The sequence below is a fragment of the Anabaena sp. UHCC 0187 genome (genome assembly GCF_009712035.1).
Classification (GTDB): domain Bacteria; phylum Cyanobacteriota; class Cyanobacteriia; order Cyanobacteriales; family Nostocaceae; genus Dolichospermum.
Map to the genome: position 1 here is coordinate 97,261 of NZ_VILB01000003.1, position 18,027 is coordinate 115,287.

The 18,027-nt window shown below is 38.3% G+C and carries 13 protein-coding genes; 6 read left to right on the forward strand and 7 right to left on the reverse strand.

Going from position 1 to position 18,027, the window contains the following annotated elements; genetic code table 11:
- Positions 1–5: 5 nt before the first annotated feature.
- The 4 genes from FJR11_RS02950 to FJR11_RS02965 form a co-directional block, all read right to left on the reverse strand.
- The gene (locus FJR11_RS02950) at positions 6–1,421 is read right to left on the reverse strand and encodes a glycoside hydrolase 100 family protein (RefSeq protein ID WP_168502239.1); all 1,416 of its coding nucleotides are present in this window, start codon (positions 1,419–1,421) and stop codon (positions 6–8) included.
- Between the two features lie 249 nt (positions 1,422–1,670).
- The gene (locus FJR11_RS02955; RefSeq protein WP_168502240.1) at positions 1,671–3,119 is read right to left on the reverse strand and encodes a glycoside hydrolase 100 family protein; all 1,449 of its coding nucleotides are present in this window, start codon (positions 3,117–3,119) and stop codon (positions 1,671–1,673) included.
- A 365-nt stretch (positions 3,120–3,484) separates the two neighbouring features.
- Positions 3,485–5,194, reverse strand: a complete 1,710-nt coding sequence (locus tag FJR11_RS02960; protein WP_168502241.1) for a DnaJ domain-containing protein — start codon at positions 5,192–5,194, stop codon at positions 3,485–3,487.
- 106 nt (positions 5,195–5,300) lie between these two features.
- Positions 5,301–5,819, reverse strand: coding sequence for a hypothetical protein (locus FJR11_RS02965; RefSeq protein ID WP_168502242.1), 519 nt, complete (start codon positions 5,817–5,819; stop codon positions 5,301–5,303).
- 219 nt (positions 5,820–6,038) lie between these two features.
- Here FJR11_RS02965 and FJR11_RS02970 point away from each other — a divergent pair, with 219 nt between their 5' ends.
- Both FJR11_RS02970 and FJR11_RS02975 read left to right on the forward strand, forming a co-directional pair.
- Positions 6,039–6,977: a hypothetical protein gene (locus FJR11_RS02970; protein ID WP_168502243.1), complete on the forward strand. Its 939-nt coding sequence runs from the start codon at positions 6,039–6,041 to the stop codon at positions 6,975–6,977.
- Between the two features lie 151 nt (positions 6,978–7,128).
- Positions 7,129–8,322 carry a Coenzyme F420 hydrogenase/dehydrogenase, beta subunit C-terminal domain gene (locus FJR11_RS02975; protein ID WP_168502244.1) on the forward strand — a complete coding sequence of 398 codons (1,194 nt, stop codon included), beginning with the start codon at positions 7,129–7,131 and terminating at the stop codon, positions 8,320–8,322.
- Positions 8,323–8,357: 35 nt separating this feature from the next.
- Here FJR11_RS02975 and FJR11_RS02980 read toward each other — a convergent pair whose 3' ends face one another.
- On the reverse strand, positions 8,358–8,735 hold the full coding sequence (locus FJR11_RS02980; protein ID WP_168502245.1) for a GxxExxY protein: 378 nt from the start codon (positions 8,733–8,735) through the stop codon (positions 8,358–8,360).
- A 41-nt stretch (positions 8,736–8,776) separates the two neighbouring features.
- The gene (locus FJR11_RS02985) at positions 8,777–10,006 is read right to left on the reverse strand and encodes a methionine gamma-lyase family protein (RefSeq protein WP_168502374.1); all 1,230 of its coding nucleotides are present in this window, start codon (positions 10,004–10,006) and stop codon (positions 8,777–8,779) included.
- An 86-nt stretch (positions 10,007–10,092) separates the two neighbouring features.
- Here FJR11_RS02985 and FJR11_RS02990 point away from each other — a divergent pair, with 86 nt between their 5' ends.
- The 4 genes from FJR11_RS02990 to FJR11_RS03005 all read left to right on the forward strand — a co-directional run bounded on the left by FJR11_RS02990 (position 10,093) and on the right by FJR11_RS03005 (position 14,790).
- The gene (locus FJR11_RS02990; protein WP_168502246.1) at positions 10,093–10,908 is read left to right on the forward strand and encodes an acyl-CoA desaturase; all 816 of its coding nucleotides are present in this window, start codon (positions 10,093–10,095) and stop codon (positions 10,906–10,908) included.
- A 229-nt stretch (positions 10,909–11,137) separates the two neighbouring features.
- Entirely contained in the window at positions 11,138–12,196 is a 1,059-nt protein-coding gene (locus FJR11_RS02995; protein WP_168502247.1) for a fatty acid desaturase, read from the forward strand.
- A gap of 191 nt (positions 12,197–12,387) precedes the next feature.
- Complete coding sequence (locus tag FJR11_RS03000) at positions 12,388–13,464, forward strand: fatty acid desaturase (RefSeq protein WP_168502248.1); 1,077 nt, start codon at positions 12,388–12,390, stop codon at positions 13,462–13,464.
- Between the two features lie 246 nt (positions 13,465–13,710).
- On the forward strand, positions 13,711–14,790 hold the full coding sequence (locus FJR11_RS03005) for an ATP-binding protein (protein ID WP_168502375.1): 1,080 nt from the start codon (positions 13,711–13,713) through the stop codon (positions 14,788–14,790).
- Positions 14,791–14,808: 18 nt separating this feature from the next.
- Here the strand turns inward: FJR11_RS03005 and FJR11_RS03010 are convergent, their stop codons facing one another.
- Positions 14,809–18,003, reverse strand: coding sequence for an efflux RND transporter permease subunit (locus FJR11_RS03010; RefSeq protein ID WP_168502249.1), 3,195 nt, complete (start codon positions 18,001–18,003; stop codon positions 14,809–14,811).
- Positions 18,004–18,027: the final 24 nt, after the last annotated feature.

Below are 18,027 nucleotides of genomic sequence, written 5' to 3' on the forward strand. Positions count from 1 at the left end.
AGTCGTTATAAATCACAAAATCGGTCATTCTTCTCAGTATCAAACTCTCCAAAACTAATTAAATCTAAATATTCAGGATTTCGCACTAGTTCTTTGGCTAATAAAAAACCTGTAACTGTCCAAGTTTGATATCTTCTTGCGTCTTTACCAATTAATGATCCACTTGTACTATCGTAATATTCTGGCCATTCATCTTCACTCAGCCTTGCTTGAGCAATTTCAATAGCCCGGTTACTAATATTGGTTCTACCTGTTTTTTGAGCAGCAGCAGCTAAAAACCATAACAAAACTGGCCAGCTACCACCATTATGGTATGACCAGGCGATATTTTTAGGATCACAACCAGTAAAGATTTTATATTCTTCTTTTTCTAAAGCTGGAAAACAAATTTTCATGGGCATTTCTCCCACCAAATCATCCCATTGTTCTTCAATCAAATTCATAATGGCTTGGGATTGACGTTCATTAGTAAGAGAACAAATAATAGCCATTAAATTTCCTAACGAGAAGAAACGAACATCTAACTGAGATGGGCCGACATTTCCCGCTAGATAACCCCCATGTTTTGGCAACCAAACGGATAAATCGGCGTATGGAATGGAATCTGGATAGATGTTGAATGGATTTACTGCGGTGTGTCCATATTCTTCACTTTTAAACCGATAGATAATATTCAGACTTTTCATATCTATCCAATAATGATGGCGGATATGATCTCTTAATAAGGGTAAGCGATTATCAATAGCTGTAACAACTTCTTCGTTACCTGCACAAATTAATAATTTACGAGATGCTCGTAAAGCTCCATAAAATAAAGATTGAATTTCTAAAGGATAGCCATAAATGCCCATGCGACGGTAAATCATACAAGCACCATCAGGAACTAATAGCATAGGGTTCATATCAAACCGAGTTGCTAAACAAAGTTCCATTATTAAGATAATGCCTTGCTGAAATTGCGGCTGCATGGCAAATTTCACATCTTTTGTAGCTTTAACATAAGCGTGTAAAAGAATAATCCACCAGAGACAAGAATCCACCGGTGTAACTCTAGCTATGGCTTTTTCACCAAAATCTGCTTCTAAAGATTCTTCTCCATCTATTGATACAACTTTAAAACTGGCTGGTATTAAACCTTTACAAGGTGTATAAGCATCAAATTGGTTTTTTTTCGGTTGTAATTTTAAAGTTTCTTCTAGAAAGTTACGCACAATATCATGTCTACCTTTCATCAGAAAAAGTAAGGCTGATGGTACAAAATCCCGAATAAAGCAATGATCAAAATTTAATCCAGATTGTGTTTGATCACAAACAGTTATAGTTCCTATAGGATAACCTTTATAATAAATAATTGATTTTTCTAGAAGTTCCCAAGCCTGGGTATCTAGAGTATTTAATATTGATATTTTCTCTTTTGTCATAGGGTAACTACTCCATTTTCATGAGATTGTTTAGGAAATCACAATTTACCTAGTGAATAAAAAAACTTTTCAATTTGTTGTTTTTTCCTAGTCTTTTATTATGATATCCTTTTTAACTGGTTACTGACAGCTATTTATCCACAAAATTAAAAAGCCCCGTATTTTCTCATAGGGGCTAAAAAGATGTTGTCTACCTTGGACAGTTTTTCAGATTACTAGAATTACAACGATTGAAGATTGCTATTCCTGTCAAAGAGACATATAAGGATCTACACTACCAACTTCAAATTCACAAGCTCTAGAAATGGTTTCTGGAGGTAATTTATCAAAACTAACTAATGGCAAGAATTCAGGATGATCCATCAGTTCTTTCGCTAATAAATAGCCGGCAATTGTCCAAGTTTGATATTTTCTCGCTTGTTTACCAATTAATCTCCCTTTTTTGCCATCGTAATACTCTGGCCATTCATCTTCATATATACGTGCTTTGGCAATTTCAAAAGCTTTCTCTGCTAACTGTGGTTTTTTCGTTTTCACTGCTGCTGCGGCTAACATCCACATTAAAACAGGCCAACTTCCTGCATTATGATATGACCAAGGGATGTTTTTAGGATCACATCCTGTGACAACTCTATACTCTTCATTTTCTAAGGCAGGAAAACAGATTTTCATGGGCATATCTCCCACTAAGTCTTCCCATCTTTCTTCAATCAAAGTCATAATCGCTTGGGATTGTGCCTCTGTAGAAAGATCGGAAATAATAGCCATTAAATTTCCCAGAGAAAAGAAGCGGGTATCTAACTGGGATGGACCAACATTACCTGCTAAATAACCACCTTTTTTGGGTAGCCATTTATCTAATTCATAATAAGGCAAAGAATCTACATAAATGTTAAATAGATTTACGGCCGCTTTACCATATTCTTCACTCTTGAACCGATAAATTGCATTCAAGCGAGAAATATCTATCCAATAATGTTTACGAATATGACCACATAACAAAGGCAAGCGATTATTAATTGCCTCCATAATATCTTGGTTGCCTTCACAAATTAGTAGTTCCCGCGCTACACGCAAGGCAGCAAAAAAGAGAACTTGAATTTCTAGAGGATGGCCATATATCCCCATCCGCCTATCAATCATGCAAGCTCCATCAGGCACTAATAGGGTTGGATACATATCAAAGCGATTAGCTAAACAGATTTCCATAATTAACCGGATACCTGTTTGGAATTCCGGCTGATAAGCAATGGAATAATCATCAGTAGCAATTACATAGGCACGTAATAAAATCAGCCACCACAAACAAGAATCTACTGGTGTGACTCTAGCGATCGCGTGTTCGCCAAAATCAGCTTCTAAATGTTCTTCGCCATTGATAGATACAACTTTAAAGCTGGCTGGGATTAAACCCCTACCGGGTTTATATGCGTCCAATGCTCTTTCTTTCGGCTGTAACTTTAATGTTTCTTCTAGGAAATTTTTAACAATATCTGTTCTCCCTTTAATGAGAAAAATTAGGGCAGAAGATACAAAATCTCTGACAAAGCACTGGTCATAATTCAAAGCTTCTACAGATGGATCATAGGCAGCTAAAGTACCAATAGGACGACCTTTATAGTAGAGAATTGAATTCTCTAATACTTGCCATGCTTCATTTTCTATATTGTTACTTGTCTCTAATTCGTTTAGTTGCATTACCAGACTAACTCCATTTAGATAGTAGATTTTTTGGGAGTAGATGCACCTTTAACTATTATTTATGCCATTTTTATCATAACTTTGAAATAGCAAATATCAATCCAGTCAAAATACTAAAACTCAGTCAATATAAAAAACTAACTGCATCATGTTTAGCAGCTTTTTCAATTCCTAAAAATACAGCTTATTCTGTATGTAGAATCACTTGAATATAGTATATCTACTTGTTCAGAAATTGGCTATTGAGATGACAAAATAAATTATTCCCCTACAACTTAACAATTTATAACGTTTTTTCAGAATATGCAACATAAACAGTTAAAGTTTTTTCGGAGATTAATACTGATGAAGGGATATATATATTACAAGTCATTCACAAGCTGAAACTTTTGATATGCTTGATTAACTGCTTGTATGGCAGTTTTAGCACTGCTAGAAGTGTTAATATCAGGATGATATAATCTTGCTAATCGCAGATAGGCAAGTTTGACATCTTTGGGGTGGGTTTTCGGTTCTACGCCTAAAATTTCCCACCATTCCCCAGTTGAGGGTAAATGATCACCGCTGTGAACCTGTTGCCAAATCTTGAGAGTTCCACCTTTACCACCACTAATCAAGATTCTACCATCTGCACTAAAAGTTAGGGGACTAAATCCCGAAATAGTTTCTATTAATTCCCCAGTTGCGATATTCCAAAGCTTGATGATTCCATCTTCACTACTACTAGCAATAATTTTACCATCGGGGTGAAGAGCAATAGCAGAAATAGCCGTTGAGTATTTCTGCAAAGTGTAGCGTAATTCCCCTGTATGGAGATTCCAGAATTTAATTGTACTATCGGTACTGCCACTAATTAAAGTTTGATTATCGGGAGTAATTGCTAATGTATTGACTGCTGCTAAATGCTGATTAATAATATAACGGGTTTCACCAGTTTGTAAATTCCAAATTCTGATAGTTTTATCAGCACTACCACTAACAAGAGTTGTACAATCAGGACTAATAGCAACAGATAAAACTGCATCCATGTGTCCATTTAAAGTGCGTTTAATTGTTCCCGAATAACTTCCCCAAATTCTAATAGTTTTATCCGTACTACCACTAACAATAATATTACCATTAGGACTATAAACAAGTGCATTTATAAAACCATTATGACTATAGGGAGAACTTAAATAAGAGAATGTGCGGTTATATCTTTTTGTTTCTAATTCCCAACTACTGATTTTCCGATCTACACTACCACTAATTAACTGTTTTCCGTCGGGACTAATAGCCACAGATAACACAGCTTCAGCTTGTCCAGAAAAAGTATATAGCAATTTTCCAGTTTGTAAATTCCATAAATTAACTTGTCTGTCATTGCTACCACTAACTAAGGTTTGGTTATCAGGATGAATAGCTACTGCATTCACAGTGGCGGTGTGTCCTTTGAGAGTTTTTACACATTGCCAAATTCCCGTTATTTGAGGAGTTATATTTAATATTTTTGGTTTGATTTTTGGAGGTTCAACATTTATTTTAGCTTTTAATTTATTTAACTCATTGTCAACTTCTAAAGCTGTAAATTTGGCATTTATATCATCACCAGATAATTCTAATAATGCTTCAAAATAATAATCATTTTGTAAAACTTTTGCTTCCATACGTTCAAAAAGCTGTATGGGAGGTTCTTTAAATTCCGAATCATCTAATAATTTAGCCACACCATAAGCAGCAAGTCCTAAAACAGCACCAATTCCCGCCATTGGTACAGTACCAATACCAAAAGCTAAACCAATTTTAGGCGCAACAAATCCTATTCCACCAACAATATTAGAAACGCCAACACCACCTACAGCACCTATACCCATTGCACCATAAGCTACTGTATCCCCTTCCGTGATTCCTTTGAAAGCACCATAAACAGCAGCGCCAACAACCGCACCCGCAGCGGTTACAGAAGCAGCACCTATTCCCACACCCCCAAAGCTTCCAGCTATTCCAATACCTCCGACTGTGGAGGAAATAGTCGCACCTGTTAATGTTCCGGTGGTGATAAATGCTGCACCTGTTTGGGATGTTGCTTTCATGGTTATTGTCAGAATCAGGATTTACAGGATTTAAGGATTGAGAGGATATTTATTTGTGTCATCTAATAATCTATTATTCCCGATAATAGCACCTATGAATTTTTTATTAATCAGTTCCACCCCAAGTCCACACAGGATTACCTATTTTCATTCCTTGTTTGAGAACTATTAAAGGATAATCATTAGCATCAAAACCACCTGCTAAATCAAGCATAAAATAAACTTTACCTTTAACAAAATGCAGCCGCAAATGATTAGTAGTTCCAGTATATTTTTCACCATCAATTTTGGTGATTCCAGCAGAAGCAAAACATTTTGCATATTTGGGTTTTAATGTTCCTACCCATGTAGTGCTAAAGCTATTATTTGCGCTGACAGAAATATTATTTGCGTACTCACTTAAATTCACAGAACCGTCGGTAGCAAAACTACCTTCTTGATAAGGACGGGGAATTTCAGTGACAATAACTTTATCTGGACAACTTTGTTTTCGCTCGTTTTGATTATAAACTTTGAGTTCAATTTTATTTGCTACCTTTTGCGCTTGAACGTTAAAGGAGGGGAATAGGGAAAGTAAAATAATACTTATTCCAATGGTTAAAGATTGGGGGGGAATATTACGCATGGGGTTATTAAATGTGTTTGTAAGTTTATTTGCGGTGTAAGATTTTTTCAGAAAATACGATTTTACTATCAAAGATAACACTAAAAAGGTAATTATCTGTATGAGTTTATCTCACGCAGAGGCGCAGAGTCACAGAGAGAAATCAAGAGTGTGGTATAAATATCAGGCTAAAAGTGACACTATAGTGATACTATATGTATAATTCACTTTGTAGTAGTTATGACTAAGCCAAAAACGAACAAATTTACTTGGACAGAGTGGTTTCCATATCCTAGTTCCTGGTTAAAAGCCTTTATTTTAGCCTTATTTTTAGGAATTATTATCAGAATTATCTCATTTACTGGAGAGATAAGCTATAAAATAGCTAATTTTGCTAATAGTCCAGAATTATTTGTTATATTTACAATTTTGCTAATCATATCACCAATTGTCCTAATTACTTTTACTCACCACATATTTCATATAATTATCGGAAAAATTTTTCCTAAAATACAATCTCCAGAGATGCAAAATATTCAAGGATATATACCAGGAATAGTAAGTATTTGGGAAGGTTTATATGGTTGGCTAGTGATTGCTTTATCGTCATTTATATTATTGTTAATCACTGCATTAATAAGCCCTGTATTTGATATAAAATTCCATGAAACCACCAAAATTTATAACGATTATGAAAAAACCATAATATGTATATTTGGATTTACTTGGATAACTACTGGTGCATTTATTTATCAAATTGATTTTTTATTTAAAAGACATTTATTATCAATCTCCCTAGCCAATAGTAATGACAAAAAAGAATCTCAAATTGATCAAGTAGAAGTACAACTAAATACGTTAAAAGGAGATCATGGTTTAACTGAAATGAAAGATACAAAAAAATCACTAACAACTTCCCAATTATCTCCAATTGCACAACAAAAAGATGAGTTTACAGAAGCCATAATTTTAGCTAAAAAGGCAGCACAAATAACTCGCTTTGCTAAAACTAAAGCTGAGTGGTATCAAGTAGGTATTGCATGGCAAAAAACCATAGAAATGATGAAAACTGTACCAATTTCTGATCCGAATTATAAAGCAGCACAACAAAAAATCATTGATTATCAGAAATACATAAATTGTGCTAAAAAAGCAGTGAATAGTCAAAATATTAACTAAACATTAAAATAAATTACTTCCTTCCGCGTTCTTCTTTGCGCCTGGAGCGTCTCTGCGTGAAAAAAAACTCTTATCCAAATCAAAACACCCACATCACATCCCCAAACGGTAAGGTAATAAAAGCCATATTTAGTAAAAATAAACAAAATAGATGACATCCATAGAATCCCACAAAAAAGCCAAAGCCCTCAAACCCGGAAGCGTGCGCCCCGCCAAAGAACTATGTAGCGAATGCGGACTATGCGACACCTACTATATCCACTACGTCAAAGAAGCGTGCGCCTTCATTACCCAAAGAATAGACGAACTAGAAACCACCACCCATAAACGCCCCCGCAACCTCGAAGACGAAAACGAACTCTACTTTGGAGTTCATCAAGAAATGATGTCCGCCAGAAAACAACAACCCATAGAAGGCGCACAATGGACAGGAATAGTTAGCAGCATAGCCATAGAAATGCTCAATCGTGGCTTAGTAGAAGGCGTAGTCTGTGTGCAAAACACCAAAGAAGACCGCTTTCAACCCATGCCCATCATCGCCCGTACACCCGAAGAAATACTAGCAGCTAAAGTCAATAAACCTACCCTATCCCCCAACCTCTCCGTATTAGAAGAAATCGAAAAATCAGGAATGAAACGGTTATTAGTCATCGGTGTAGGTTGTCAAATCCAAGCATTACGCGCTGTAGAGAAAAAACTTGGCTTAGAAAAACTCTATGTACTGGGAACACCATGCGTAGATAACGTTACCCGCGCCGGACTGCAAAAATTCCTAGAAACCACCAGCCGTTCCCCCCAAACAGTCGTCAGCTACGAATTTATGCAAGACTTCCGAGTCCACTTTAAACACGAAGACGGTTCAGAAGAAACAGTCCCCTTCTTCGGCTTAAAAACCAACGTCCTCAAAGACATCTTCGCACCATCATGTATGAGTTGCTTCGATTACGTCAACTCCCTCGCTGATATCGTCGTTGGGTATATGGGCGCACCCTACCAATGGCAATGGATAGTAGTTAGAAACGATACAGGCAAAGAAATGCTCGAACTTGTCAAAGACCAACTCCACACCCAGCCCGTCATGTCCCAAGGAAACCGGAAACCCGCCGTACAGCAAAGCATACCAGCTTACGATCAAGCAGTTACCTTACCCATGTGGGCAGCGAAATTAATGGGAGTCGTGATAGATAAAATTGGCCCCAAAGGACTGGAATATGCGAGATTTTCCATAGATTCCCACTTTGCGAGAAATTATTTATATGTGAAGCGGAATCATGGAGAGAAATTAGAAGCTCATGTACCGGAGTTTGCGAAGCGGATAGTGGGGCAGTATAAGTTACCGAAATGATGGCTCACGCAGAGGCGCAGAGACACAGAGAGTTTTCAGAGGCCGTTGACTACTCGTGTGATGCCGTCTTTGATGAGTGGGACGTTAAAGTTGATTAGTAGTCCGACTTTTTTATTAGCAAGGCGTAAATAGGTTAATAGCTGCTTTTTGTGTACAGGATGAACTGTTTCCACTGATTTGAGTTCGACAATCACCTTGTCTTCAACTATCAAATCAGCCCGAAAACCTTCCTCCAAAACCACACCTTCATAGAAGATAGGAATAATTACCTGTCTTCTCACCTCCAACTTTCGCCTTCTCAACTCAACATCCATCACCGTCTCATAAACCGACTCCAACAAACCAGGTCCCAAAGTAGTGTGAACCTTGAAAGCCACATCAACAATCATTCCCGAAATCTCATTCTCAATCATACTCTCTGTGCCTCTGCGTCTCTGCGTGCAAAAATCTTACCTCATAAAGTCCCCACAGCCTCAATAGCTGCTTGTAAAGCTATAGATACATGAGTCCAATGAGTCCCACCCTGGCAATAAACCACATAAGGCTCACGTAATGGACCATCTGCCGATAACTCTAAGGTACTCCCCTCAATAAATGTCCCCCCAGCCATGACTACCTGGCTTTCGTAGCCGGGCATATCGTCGGGGATGGGGTCGAGATAAGAGCCTATGGGTGAATACTGTTGAATGGCTTTGCAGAAGGCGATCAGTTTTTTGGCTGAACCGAGTTTAATCGCCTGAATGACATCTCCTCTGGGCACTAATGGTGGGGGGTTGACTGGATAACCAAGTTTGTCAAAGACATATCCTGTTAGGTATGTTCCTTTCATGGCTTCCCCTACCATCTGCGGGGCTAAAAATAATCCTTGGAATAAGAGGCGGTTTTGATCAAAGGTTGCTCCTCCTTCGCTACCAATTCCGGGGGCTGTGAGTCTACAAGCTGCTGCTTCTACTAGGTCGGCGCGTCCGGCTATGTACCCCCCTGCACTGACAATTGTACCCCCAGGATTTTTAATCAATGAACCAGCCATTAAGTCAGCACCAACATGGGTGGGTTCTTGGGTTTCGATAAATTCCCCATAGCAGTTGTCTACAAAACAAACTGTGTCGGGATTTTGCTGTTTGACTATGTTAACAATTTTCTCTATGTCGGCTATGGAGAGGCTTGGCCGCCATGAATATCCGCAGGAACGTTGAATCAATACTAACTTTGTGTTGTCGGTAATGCTAGTATTCAAGGTCTGCCAATCTATTTTTCCTTGATCAGTTAATTCCAATTGGCGGTATTTTATGCCAAAATCAATTAGAGAACCTTGGCCTTGTCCTCTCAAGCCAATTACCTCTTCCAAAGTATCGTAGGGAGAACCGACTACTGCTAACATTTCATCCCCAGGACGAAGTACACCATACAACGCACAAGCGATCGCATGAGTTCCCGAAACAAACTGCACTCGCACCACAGCAGCTTCAGCACCCATCACTTGGGCAAAAACTTTATCTAAAGTTTCTCGTCCTAGATCGTCGTGTCCGTAGCCACTTACACCTGCAAAATGATGTGCGCCTACTCGGTGATGACGGAAGGCATCTAATACTCTTTTAAGATTATGCTTGACCTGAGCGTCAATACCAGAAAAAATTTCTAATAGCGCCTGTTCTGCTTCCCGCAGCCGTTCAAAGCTGTTCATCATTTCCTCATTCAAAAACATAAAATAGATATGCGGATTTTAGGATCTCGCAGATTAGGCTGAACAATTTCTATTCAGGTTACTGCATGACAATTGCTACTTCTAAACCTCCCATTAACTGGGTTAATACCCTATTTTTCGTTTCATTGCACGTCGGCGCTCTATTTGCCTTAATTCCGAGCAATTTTAGCTGGAAGGCAATTGGTGTTGCTTTATTGCTTTACTGGGTGACTGGAGGTTTAGGTATTACTTTGGGATATCACCGTCTTGTCACTCACCGTAGTTTTCAAACGCCTAAATGGCTAGAGTATGTCTTGGTAATCTTTGGGACACTATCTTGTGAAGGTGGTCCAATTGAATGGGTCGGTACACATCGGATTCACCACTTACATTCTGATACTGAATCTGATCCCCATGATTCAAATCAAGGTTTCTGGTGGAGTCACATGGGTTGGATGATTCATTTTGCTCCCGCTCACAGTCAAGTTCCTCGCTTCACTAAAGACATTATTGATGACCCAGTTTATCAGTTTTTACAGAAAAATTTCATTTTATTACAAGTTGCCTTGGGCATAGTCCTGTATTTCTTCGGTGGCTGGTCAATGGTAGTTTGGGGAATTTTCGCGCGGATTATTTGGGTTTATCACTGTACTTGGTTGGTAAATAGTGCTACTCATAAGTTTGGTTACCGCACTTATGATTCTGGTGACCAGTCAACTAATTGTTGGTGGGTGGCTATTCTCGTATTTGGTGAAGGTTGGCACAATAACCACCACGCTTTTCAATACTCTGCTCGTCATGGTTTGGAATGGTGGGAAATTGATATGACTTGGATGACAATTCAGTTATTACAATTACTAGGTCTAGCGACAAACGTAAAGCTGGCAGAGAAAAAGGCATAATACAGATTTCATGCTCAAAGTCAATAGTTTTATAGTCAATTTTTGGCTTAAGACTATTGACTTTTTGTGTGTAAATAAAGCAATTTTAAATTTATTTTTTTTAATTGCTGACTAACTATCCTAAGTTGTTGTTAAGTTGCTATAATCTCAGAAATTAATGTTACAAAACTTTGTAGCAAGTTACTTTTTTTAGTAAGCTTGTGTGCAGTCTGTTGTTTTTCAGGTATTCATGACTACATCAATCATCAAAAGTCAGGAAATAGCGGTCTCCACAGACCTTGGTAAAGACCAAATAAAACTAAAACATATTATCAAAAGTCTGCCCAAGGAATGTTTTCAGAAAAATAGCCGCAAAGCATGGACAACTGTAATCCTCAGTTTATCTATGGCTACATTAGGCTATTATTTTATAGCAATTTCCCCTTGGTTTCTTTTACCCCTGGCTTGGATTTTTACAGGAACTGCTTTAACAGGTTTTTTCGTTATTGGCCATGATTGCGCTCATCGTTCATTTGCAAACCGTCGCTGGGTAAATGATTTAGTGGGACATTTCTTCATGATGTTCTTAATTTACCCTTTTCATAGCTGGCGCATTAAACATAATCATCACCATAAACATACTAACAAGCTAGATGAAGATAATGCTTGGCATCCTATTAGAACAGAAGTTTTTGCAAGTTGGTCTAAAAATAGACAGTCCGCTTTTCAGTTTTTCATGAGTAAACGTCTCTGGTGGGTAGGTTCTATTGGCCATTGGGCAGTTGTGCATTTTGATTGGCGCAATTTCCAGAAAAAAGAACAAGCTAGTGTCAAACTTTCTGTGGCTGTAGTAGTTGCTTTTGCGGCTATTGTTTTCCCAAGTTTGATTATTACAACTGGTGTTTGGGGTTTTCTTAAATTCTGGGTTATTCCTTGGATGGTTTACCATTTCTGGATGAGTACCTTCACCATTGTTCACCACACTCTTCCAGATGTTCCTTTCAAAACTGCTGATAAATGGAATGAGGCTTTAGCACAGTTATTTGGAACTGTTCATTGTGATTATCCTCGTTGGGTAGAAATTCTTTGTCACGATATTAATGTTCATGTTCCCCATCATATTTCTACTGCAATTCCTTCCTATAATTTGCGGTTAGCTTACAGCAGCATCAAAGAAAATTGGGGTCCTCTTCTCCATGATGAATATAAATTCTCTTGGGATTTGATGAAAGAAATTACTAATCAATGTCAACTCTACAAAACTGATATTGGTTATACTACTTTTGACGAATATCGAGCAGAGAGATAATAAAACATCAATTATGAACTTTGAAGTATGAATTTATTAATGACTTCTAATTTCATAACCAATTTTTTTAGTTTGGCAATGAACCAAATCTGAAAGGGTTTAGGTAATTTGCCAATATTTCTCAGGTTAAATTCCAGAGGTAACTAAAGATTACTTCACAGTTAATTGATAATTTACAATCAACCAATCCAGTGCAATTAGATACCATCCAGTTCAATCAAGATCCTAGTTCTGCATCTTCTGAAGGTCAAGAAAAATTACCGTTTACTCTTCAGGATTTAAAAGCCGCAATTCCCGCTGAATGTTTTCAGCCTAGTGTGACTAAATCACTCTATTATTTTTTTCGTGATGTTCTGATTGTGGGACTGCTCTATGCAGCGGCCAATTATCTCGATTCTTGGTATTTTTGGCCAGTTTTCTGGGTAATGCAGGGAACAATGTTTTGGGCTTTATTTGTCGTTGGCCATGACTGCGGACACCAATCTTTTTCTAAACATAAATGGTTGAATGATTTGGTTGGTCATATTACCCATACTTTCATTCTCGTTCCTTATCATGGTTGGAGAATTAGCCACAGAACTCACCACAAGAATACAGGCAGCCTGGAAAATGATGAAAGCTGGTATCCTGTCTCTGAATCTGAGTATGATGAAATGCCCTTAGCGCAAAGAATAGGGCGTTTCTATCTGTTCTTATTGGCTTATCCCGTGTATTTGTTCAAGCGTTCTCCTGGTAAAGAAGGTTCTCACTTTTCACCTAGTAGTCCGCTGTTTAAGCCTTCAGAAAAATGGGACATTATCACTAGCACCACCCTGTGGATTAGTATGGTGGCTTTGCTAGGATTGTTTACCTATCAATTTGGTTGGATGGCGTTCTTAAAATACTACGCTGCACCTTACATTGTCTTTATCATTTGGTTGGACTTGGTGACTTTCTTGCACCACACTGAACCTGGTATTCCTTGGTATCGTGGGGAAGAATGGACTTTCCTGAAAGGGGCAATTTCTAGCGTTGACCGAGATTATGGAATTTTTAACCATATTCACCATGATATCGGTACTCATGTTGCCCACCACATTTTCTTGAATATGCCTCATTACAATTTGCTGAAAGCAACTGAGGCAATTAAACCAATTATGGGTGAGTATTTCCACGAATCCAAAGAACCAGTTTGGAAGTCCTTATGGAATTCTGCTATTGGTTGTCATTTTGTTCCAAATACAGGTAGTAAGGTTTACTACACTTCTAAGAGTCAGAATGGGAATTAATGGGTAGATTATTCCCATAAACGAAGTCCGCCCAGGCGGGCTTTTTTTATTTCTGATCGTCTATGATCACAAAATAGGTGATTCAGGTGGACATTAAAAAAATGCCAGAAATAGAAGATTTAGGGGTTACTGTAGAAGAATATTTAGAGGGAATGGCAACAGGTATAGATGTTTTAGTTAGGGAACAACTCAAGGCTTGAGTAGGAACATTTATATTAATCATAGTTTTAAGTTAAAAAAAGGTGAATTTTAAATTTGTCTACTCCATTACAATTAATTGGGCGTTCCGGAGAATTTCAGCGGATTATTGAAATACTTGCCAAAGATGGTGATTTGTTAATTACTGGAGTTCCTGGTAGTGGGAGACGAACTTTAGTTAGAGGTGCAGCACAGGAAGTGAATACAGTTATCTTAGAAATAGACTGCATTCGCGCTACAGAAGCCGAAAGATTTGTACAACTATTAGCAGAAGCGATTAGTCAAAACTGGGAAGCAGAGAAAATTCAAATCTGGTTAAATGAAAATACTTCAGCATTTTTTACTTTTAATTCTGAAAGTCAATTAAGACTAATTCGTTCTTTGGAACAAGAACAACTATGGCAAGCTTTCGCCAATTTGTTAGACTTATTAGAAATCATGGCGGTTGATTTAAATCACCGCATATTGCTAATTTTAGAAAGTTTTCCCCATATTCGTTCTTGGGATCGTCAAGGTTTATGGGAAACTAAATTTAGGAAAGAAATTAAGACTTACCCTCATGTTAGTTATGTACTAATAGCCACAATAGCTGAATCTAGCCAACATCCAGATGATACTAATTATCCCCTAGAAACTATTCAATTAGCTCCTTTAGCTAAGGATGTTGTCGCCTTGTGGGCGAGAGAAATTTTACATAGGGAAGGTTTCACATTTGATTGTCATAGTCAAGCTTTGCAGCTATTTCTAGAGGCGGTACAGGGACATATTGGCGATGGGATGGCGATTATTCGGCGTTTATCTGCGTCGCGCTGTGCAGATGGGTTAATTCGGGAGGAAGATGTTCAAAAAGCGATAGCAGGATTACTGAAAGATTTATCAATGACTTATGAATCTTTGCTGATGTTATTACCTGCAAATCAGGTACATTTACTAGAATCTTTAGCCATTGATCCTACTGATAAACCCCAGAGTAAGGAGTATATTCAAAAGCATGGACTTTCACGGGGTGGGAGTCTGCAAGGTGCTTTGACTGGGTTACAGCACAAGGGTTTAATTTATAATGCTGAACATGGTTATCGGTTAGCTTTGCCTTTGTTGGCTTTGTGGTTACGAGAAAGATTGGGTTGATAAGGTTTGTTAAATTTATCACCTTAATTTGAGGAAAGTTTTTCTCAATACCCGCCACTTGATTAATACTGGCTTTGCCCAGAGCAAGCTAATTGAATCATGGAGAATTGTGTAAAAGCAGGGAATAATAAATAGGGTTAGTATTGTTGCTAAAGATAAACCGGAAAAGACGACTACACCCAAAGGTTGGAGAAATTCCGATCCTTCCCCAACTCCTAAAGCGATGGGAAACATCCCTAAAACAGTGGTAATAGTAGTCATTAAAATTGGTCTAAGCCGTTGGGGTGCAGCTTGTAAAATAGCGGTGCGACGGTCAATTTTTTCCTGTTCCCGCAGTTGGTTAGCCAGTTCAATCATAATAATGGCGTTGTTAACAACAATACCAACTAAGAGAACTGCACCAACTATCACAGTTGCGCCAATGGGGGTTTTAGTAATATAAAGCCCGAAAATACCCCCAGCTAATGCCAAAGGAATGGTGAACATAATTACTAAAGGGTCAACCAGGGAATTATATTGTACAGCCATAACTACAAAGACTAAAAAGGCAGCTAGTCCTCCTAGAAGTTGCAGAGATTTTTGTAATTGTTGATTAGATTCAACGGCTGCACTGGGAAGAATGCTGACACCTTGAGGTAAATCTACACTACTGAGAACTTGATTTACTTGGGAGATAGCCTCACCCAAACTAGCACCTTCTGTTAAGTTCCCCGCAATTAAAAATACCTGACGTTGGTTAATACGTTGAATTTCTCCCGGCGCTTGACCTTGTGTAATTTTGGCGACATCACTCAAGCGAATTTGATAATTGTCATCAACAAACAACGGTAATCTTTCTAATTGGGAAGTTGTTTGTAATGATGCTTCATTCAACTGGACGCGCACATCTACCAAGCGGTTGGCGCGTTGTAGTTGGGTGGGAATACTACCTGTAATTGCAGTTTGAATGGTGTCCCCAATACTTTTAGCATTCAAACCGACATTGGCGACTCGTTCCCAATCTGGTAATATCTGAATTTCTGGTTGACGAGTATCTGCATCAGGACGGAATCTCACCGAGGTAATTTGCTCGTCTAAAGCTGCTAATACCTGACTACCGGCTGCGTCTAAAGTTTCTGAGTCATTTCCCTGAATGATGATATCAACGTCAGCACCGCGAATGGGAGAGTTATTCAGAAATAAACCCCGGACTTGTCCAGGAAACAGACGGAGACGAATATCTACTAAGTTGAGTTTTTTTAGCTGGTTGGTAACTCGTTCTATATAACCATCCATGTTGCTACCAGATTTGAGAGTAATGGTGCTGGAAGCTCGTAGGGGGTTAGCATTGGTATTACTACCAAAAAGAGAACCACCAATGGTGGAAAATACATAGGCTGTTTCTGGTTGACTGCGGAGAACTTCGTCTACCGCTTTCATGACCTTTTGGTTAGTTTCTAGGGGTGTACCGGGGGGAAACTGAGCCGATAAGGTAGCTTGTCCGGTGTTAATGCGGGGGAGAATTTCTTGGGGAATTTGGGGAGCTAACCAGAGACTACCACCTCCTAAGATGATAATAGCGATCGCAATTGTTAAGAACCGCCAACGTAATATCCCACCTAAAAACTGTCCATATAATCTTGTAGCAGCATCAAACTGACGATTAAATTGTCGCAGTGGCCAAAAATCATTTAAAGAACTAGAAAATTTGATTCCCAATAATTGAGATGTCATCATGGGGACAACAGTTACAGCCACTAAAATAGAAGCTGCGACCGCAAAACTAATGGTGAGAATTAACTCATTAAATAATAAGGAGATAAAACCACCAATTAATAAAAATGGTAATACCGCAACTAAGTTTGTACTTGTAGAAGCTAACAAAGCTGATTCTACTTCACGGCTACTTTTTTCTGATTGTTGAAGAACGGATAATTGGGAATTTTTCACCCCGTGGGAAATATTCTCTAGCATGACAATGGAATTATCTACCACAATTCCCACACCCAAGGCTAAACCACCTAGGCTGAAAACGTTGAGAGATAAACCAAATAATCCCATTAAAATAATAGCGGCTAAAGATGCTAGAGGAATCGCCAAAACAATAATGAAAGTTTGGCGCAGAGAACCTAAAAACAGTAACACAGCTATGGCTGCCAATCCCGTACCAATCAATCCAGAAGTGGTAACGTTCGCAATGGAATTACGGATGAATTTTGACTCATCTAAAGTCGGTGTTAGGGTGGCTTCTAAAGGAATTACACCAGCTTGTTGTAGTTCTTCTAATCGTTTTTTAATCGCATCAACTACATTAATAGTGTTAGCATCTGGTTGTTTTTGAATACTGAGTTTTACCGATTCTTCTCCATTCAGCAAAACGTATATTCGTTGATTTTCTGAACCATCAATAACTTCAGCAAAGTCACGCAAATAAACCCGATTTTTAAGATTAGAGTTAGGAACAGAAACTTCAAATAACAGATTTTTAATTTCTTCAGCAGTTTGAAAGCGTCCTACAGTTCTAGTTAAAGCTTCCGAATTCTGTCCTAAAATTCGCCCCCCAGAAATATCCTGATTTCGGGTTCTTAATTCATCGAGAACATCATTTAAACCTACTCCTAAAGACTGCAATCTTTCTAAATTAATATTGACTCTAACTTCTTCTTTTACTCCTCCTGATACATCTACTACTGCCACTCCTGGAACTACATTTAATTCACGGGCTAATTCTTCTTCTGCAAATACTCGTAAATCAACACCCTTGAGGGTAGGTGAGGTAATGGCAAATTCATAAACTGGTAATTGAGAAGGATCAAACTTGAATATCCGGGGTTCTTGAATTGTATCTGGTAATCTAGTTCTAGCCCGGTTAAAGGTGGCTGTAGCATCATTCAGCGCTTGGTCAATATTTCCCCCTGGTTGGAAGTATAAATCTAAACTGATATTACCCTCACGGGTTTGGGAAAAAACCTGTAGTACCCCTTCAGTTGCACTAAAGGATTCTTCTAGACGCTTGGTAATTTCATTAACTGCTACCTCTGGAGAAATTCCCGGTGCTTCTATGCGGACACCAATCCGAGGATAGGTAATTGATGGTAATAAATCTACTGGTAATCGCAGAATGAAAAATACACCTATGACCACTATGGCTAAGGTGAGCATGAGTGTACCAATATGGCGACGTATGGAAATACCACTCAAACTAAATCCACTATTTATGTTTGGTTGCTGCATATAATAATCTGATTTTGTTTGTAA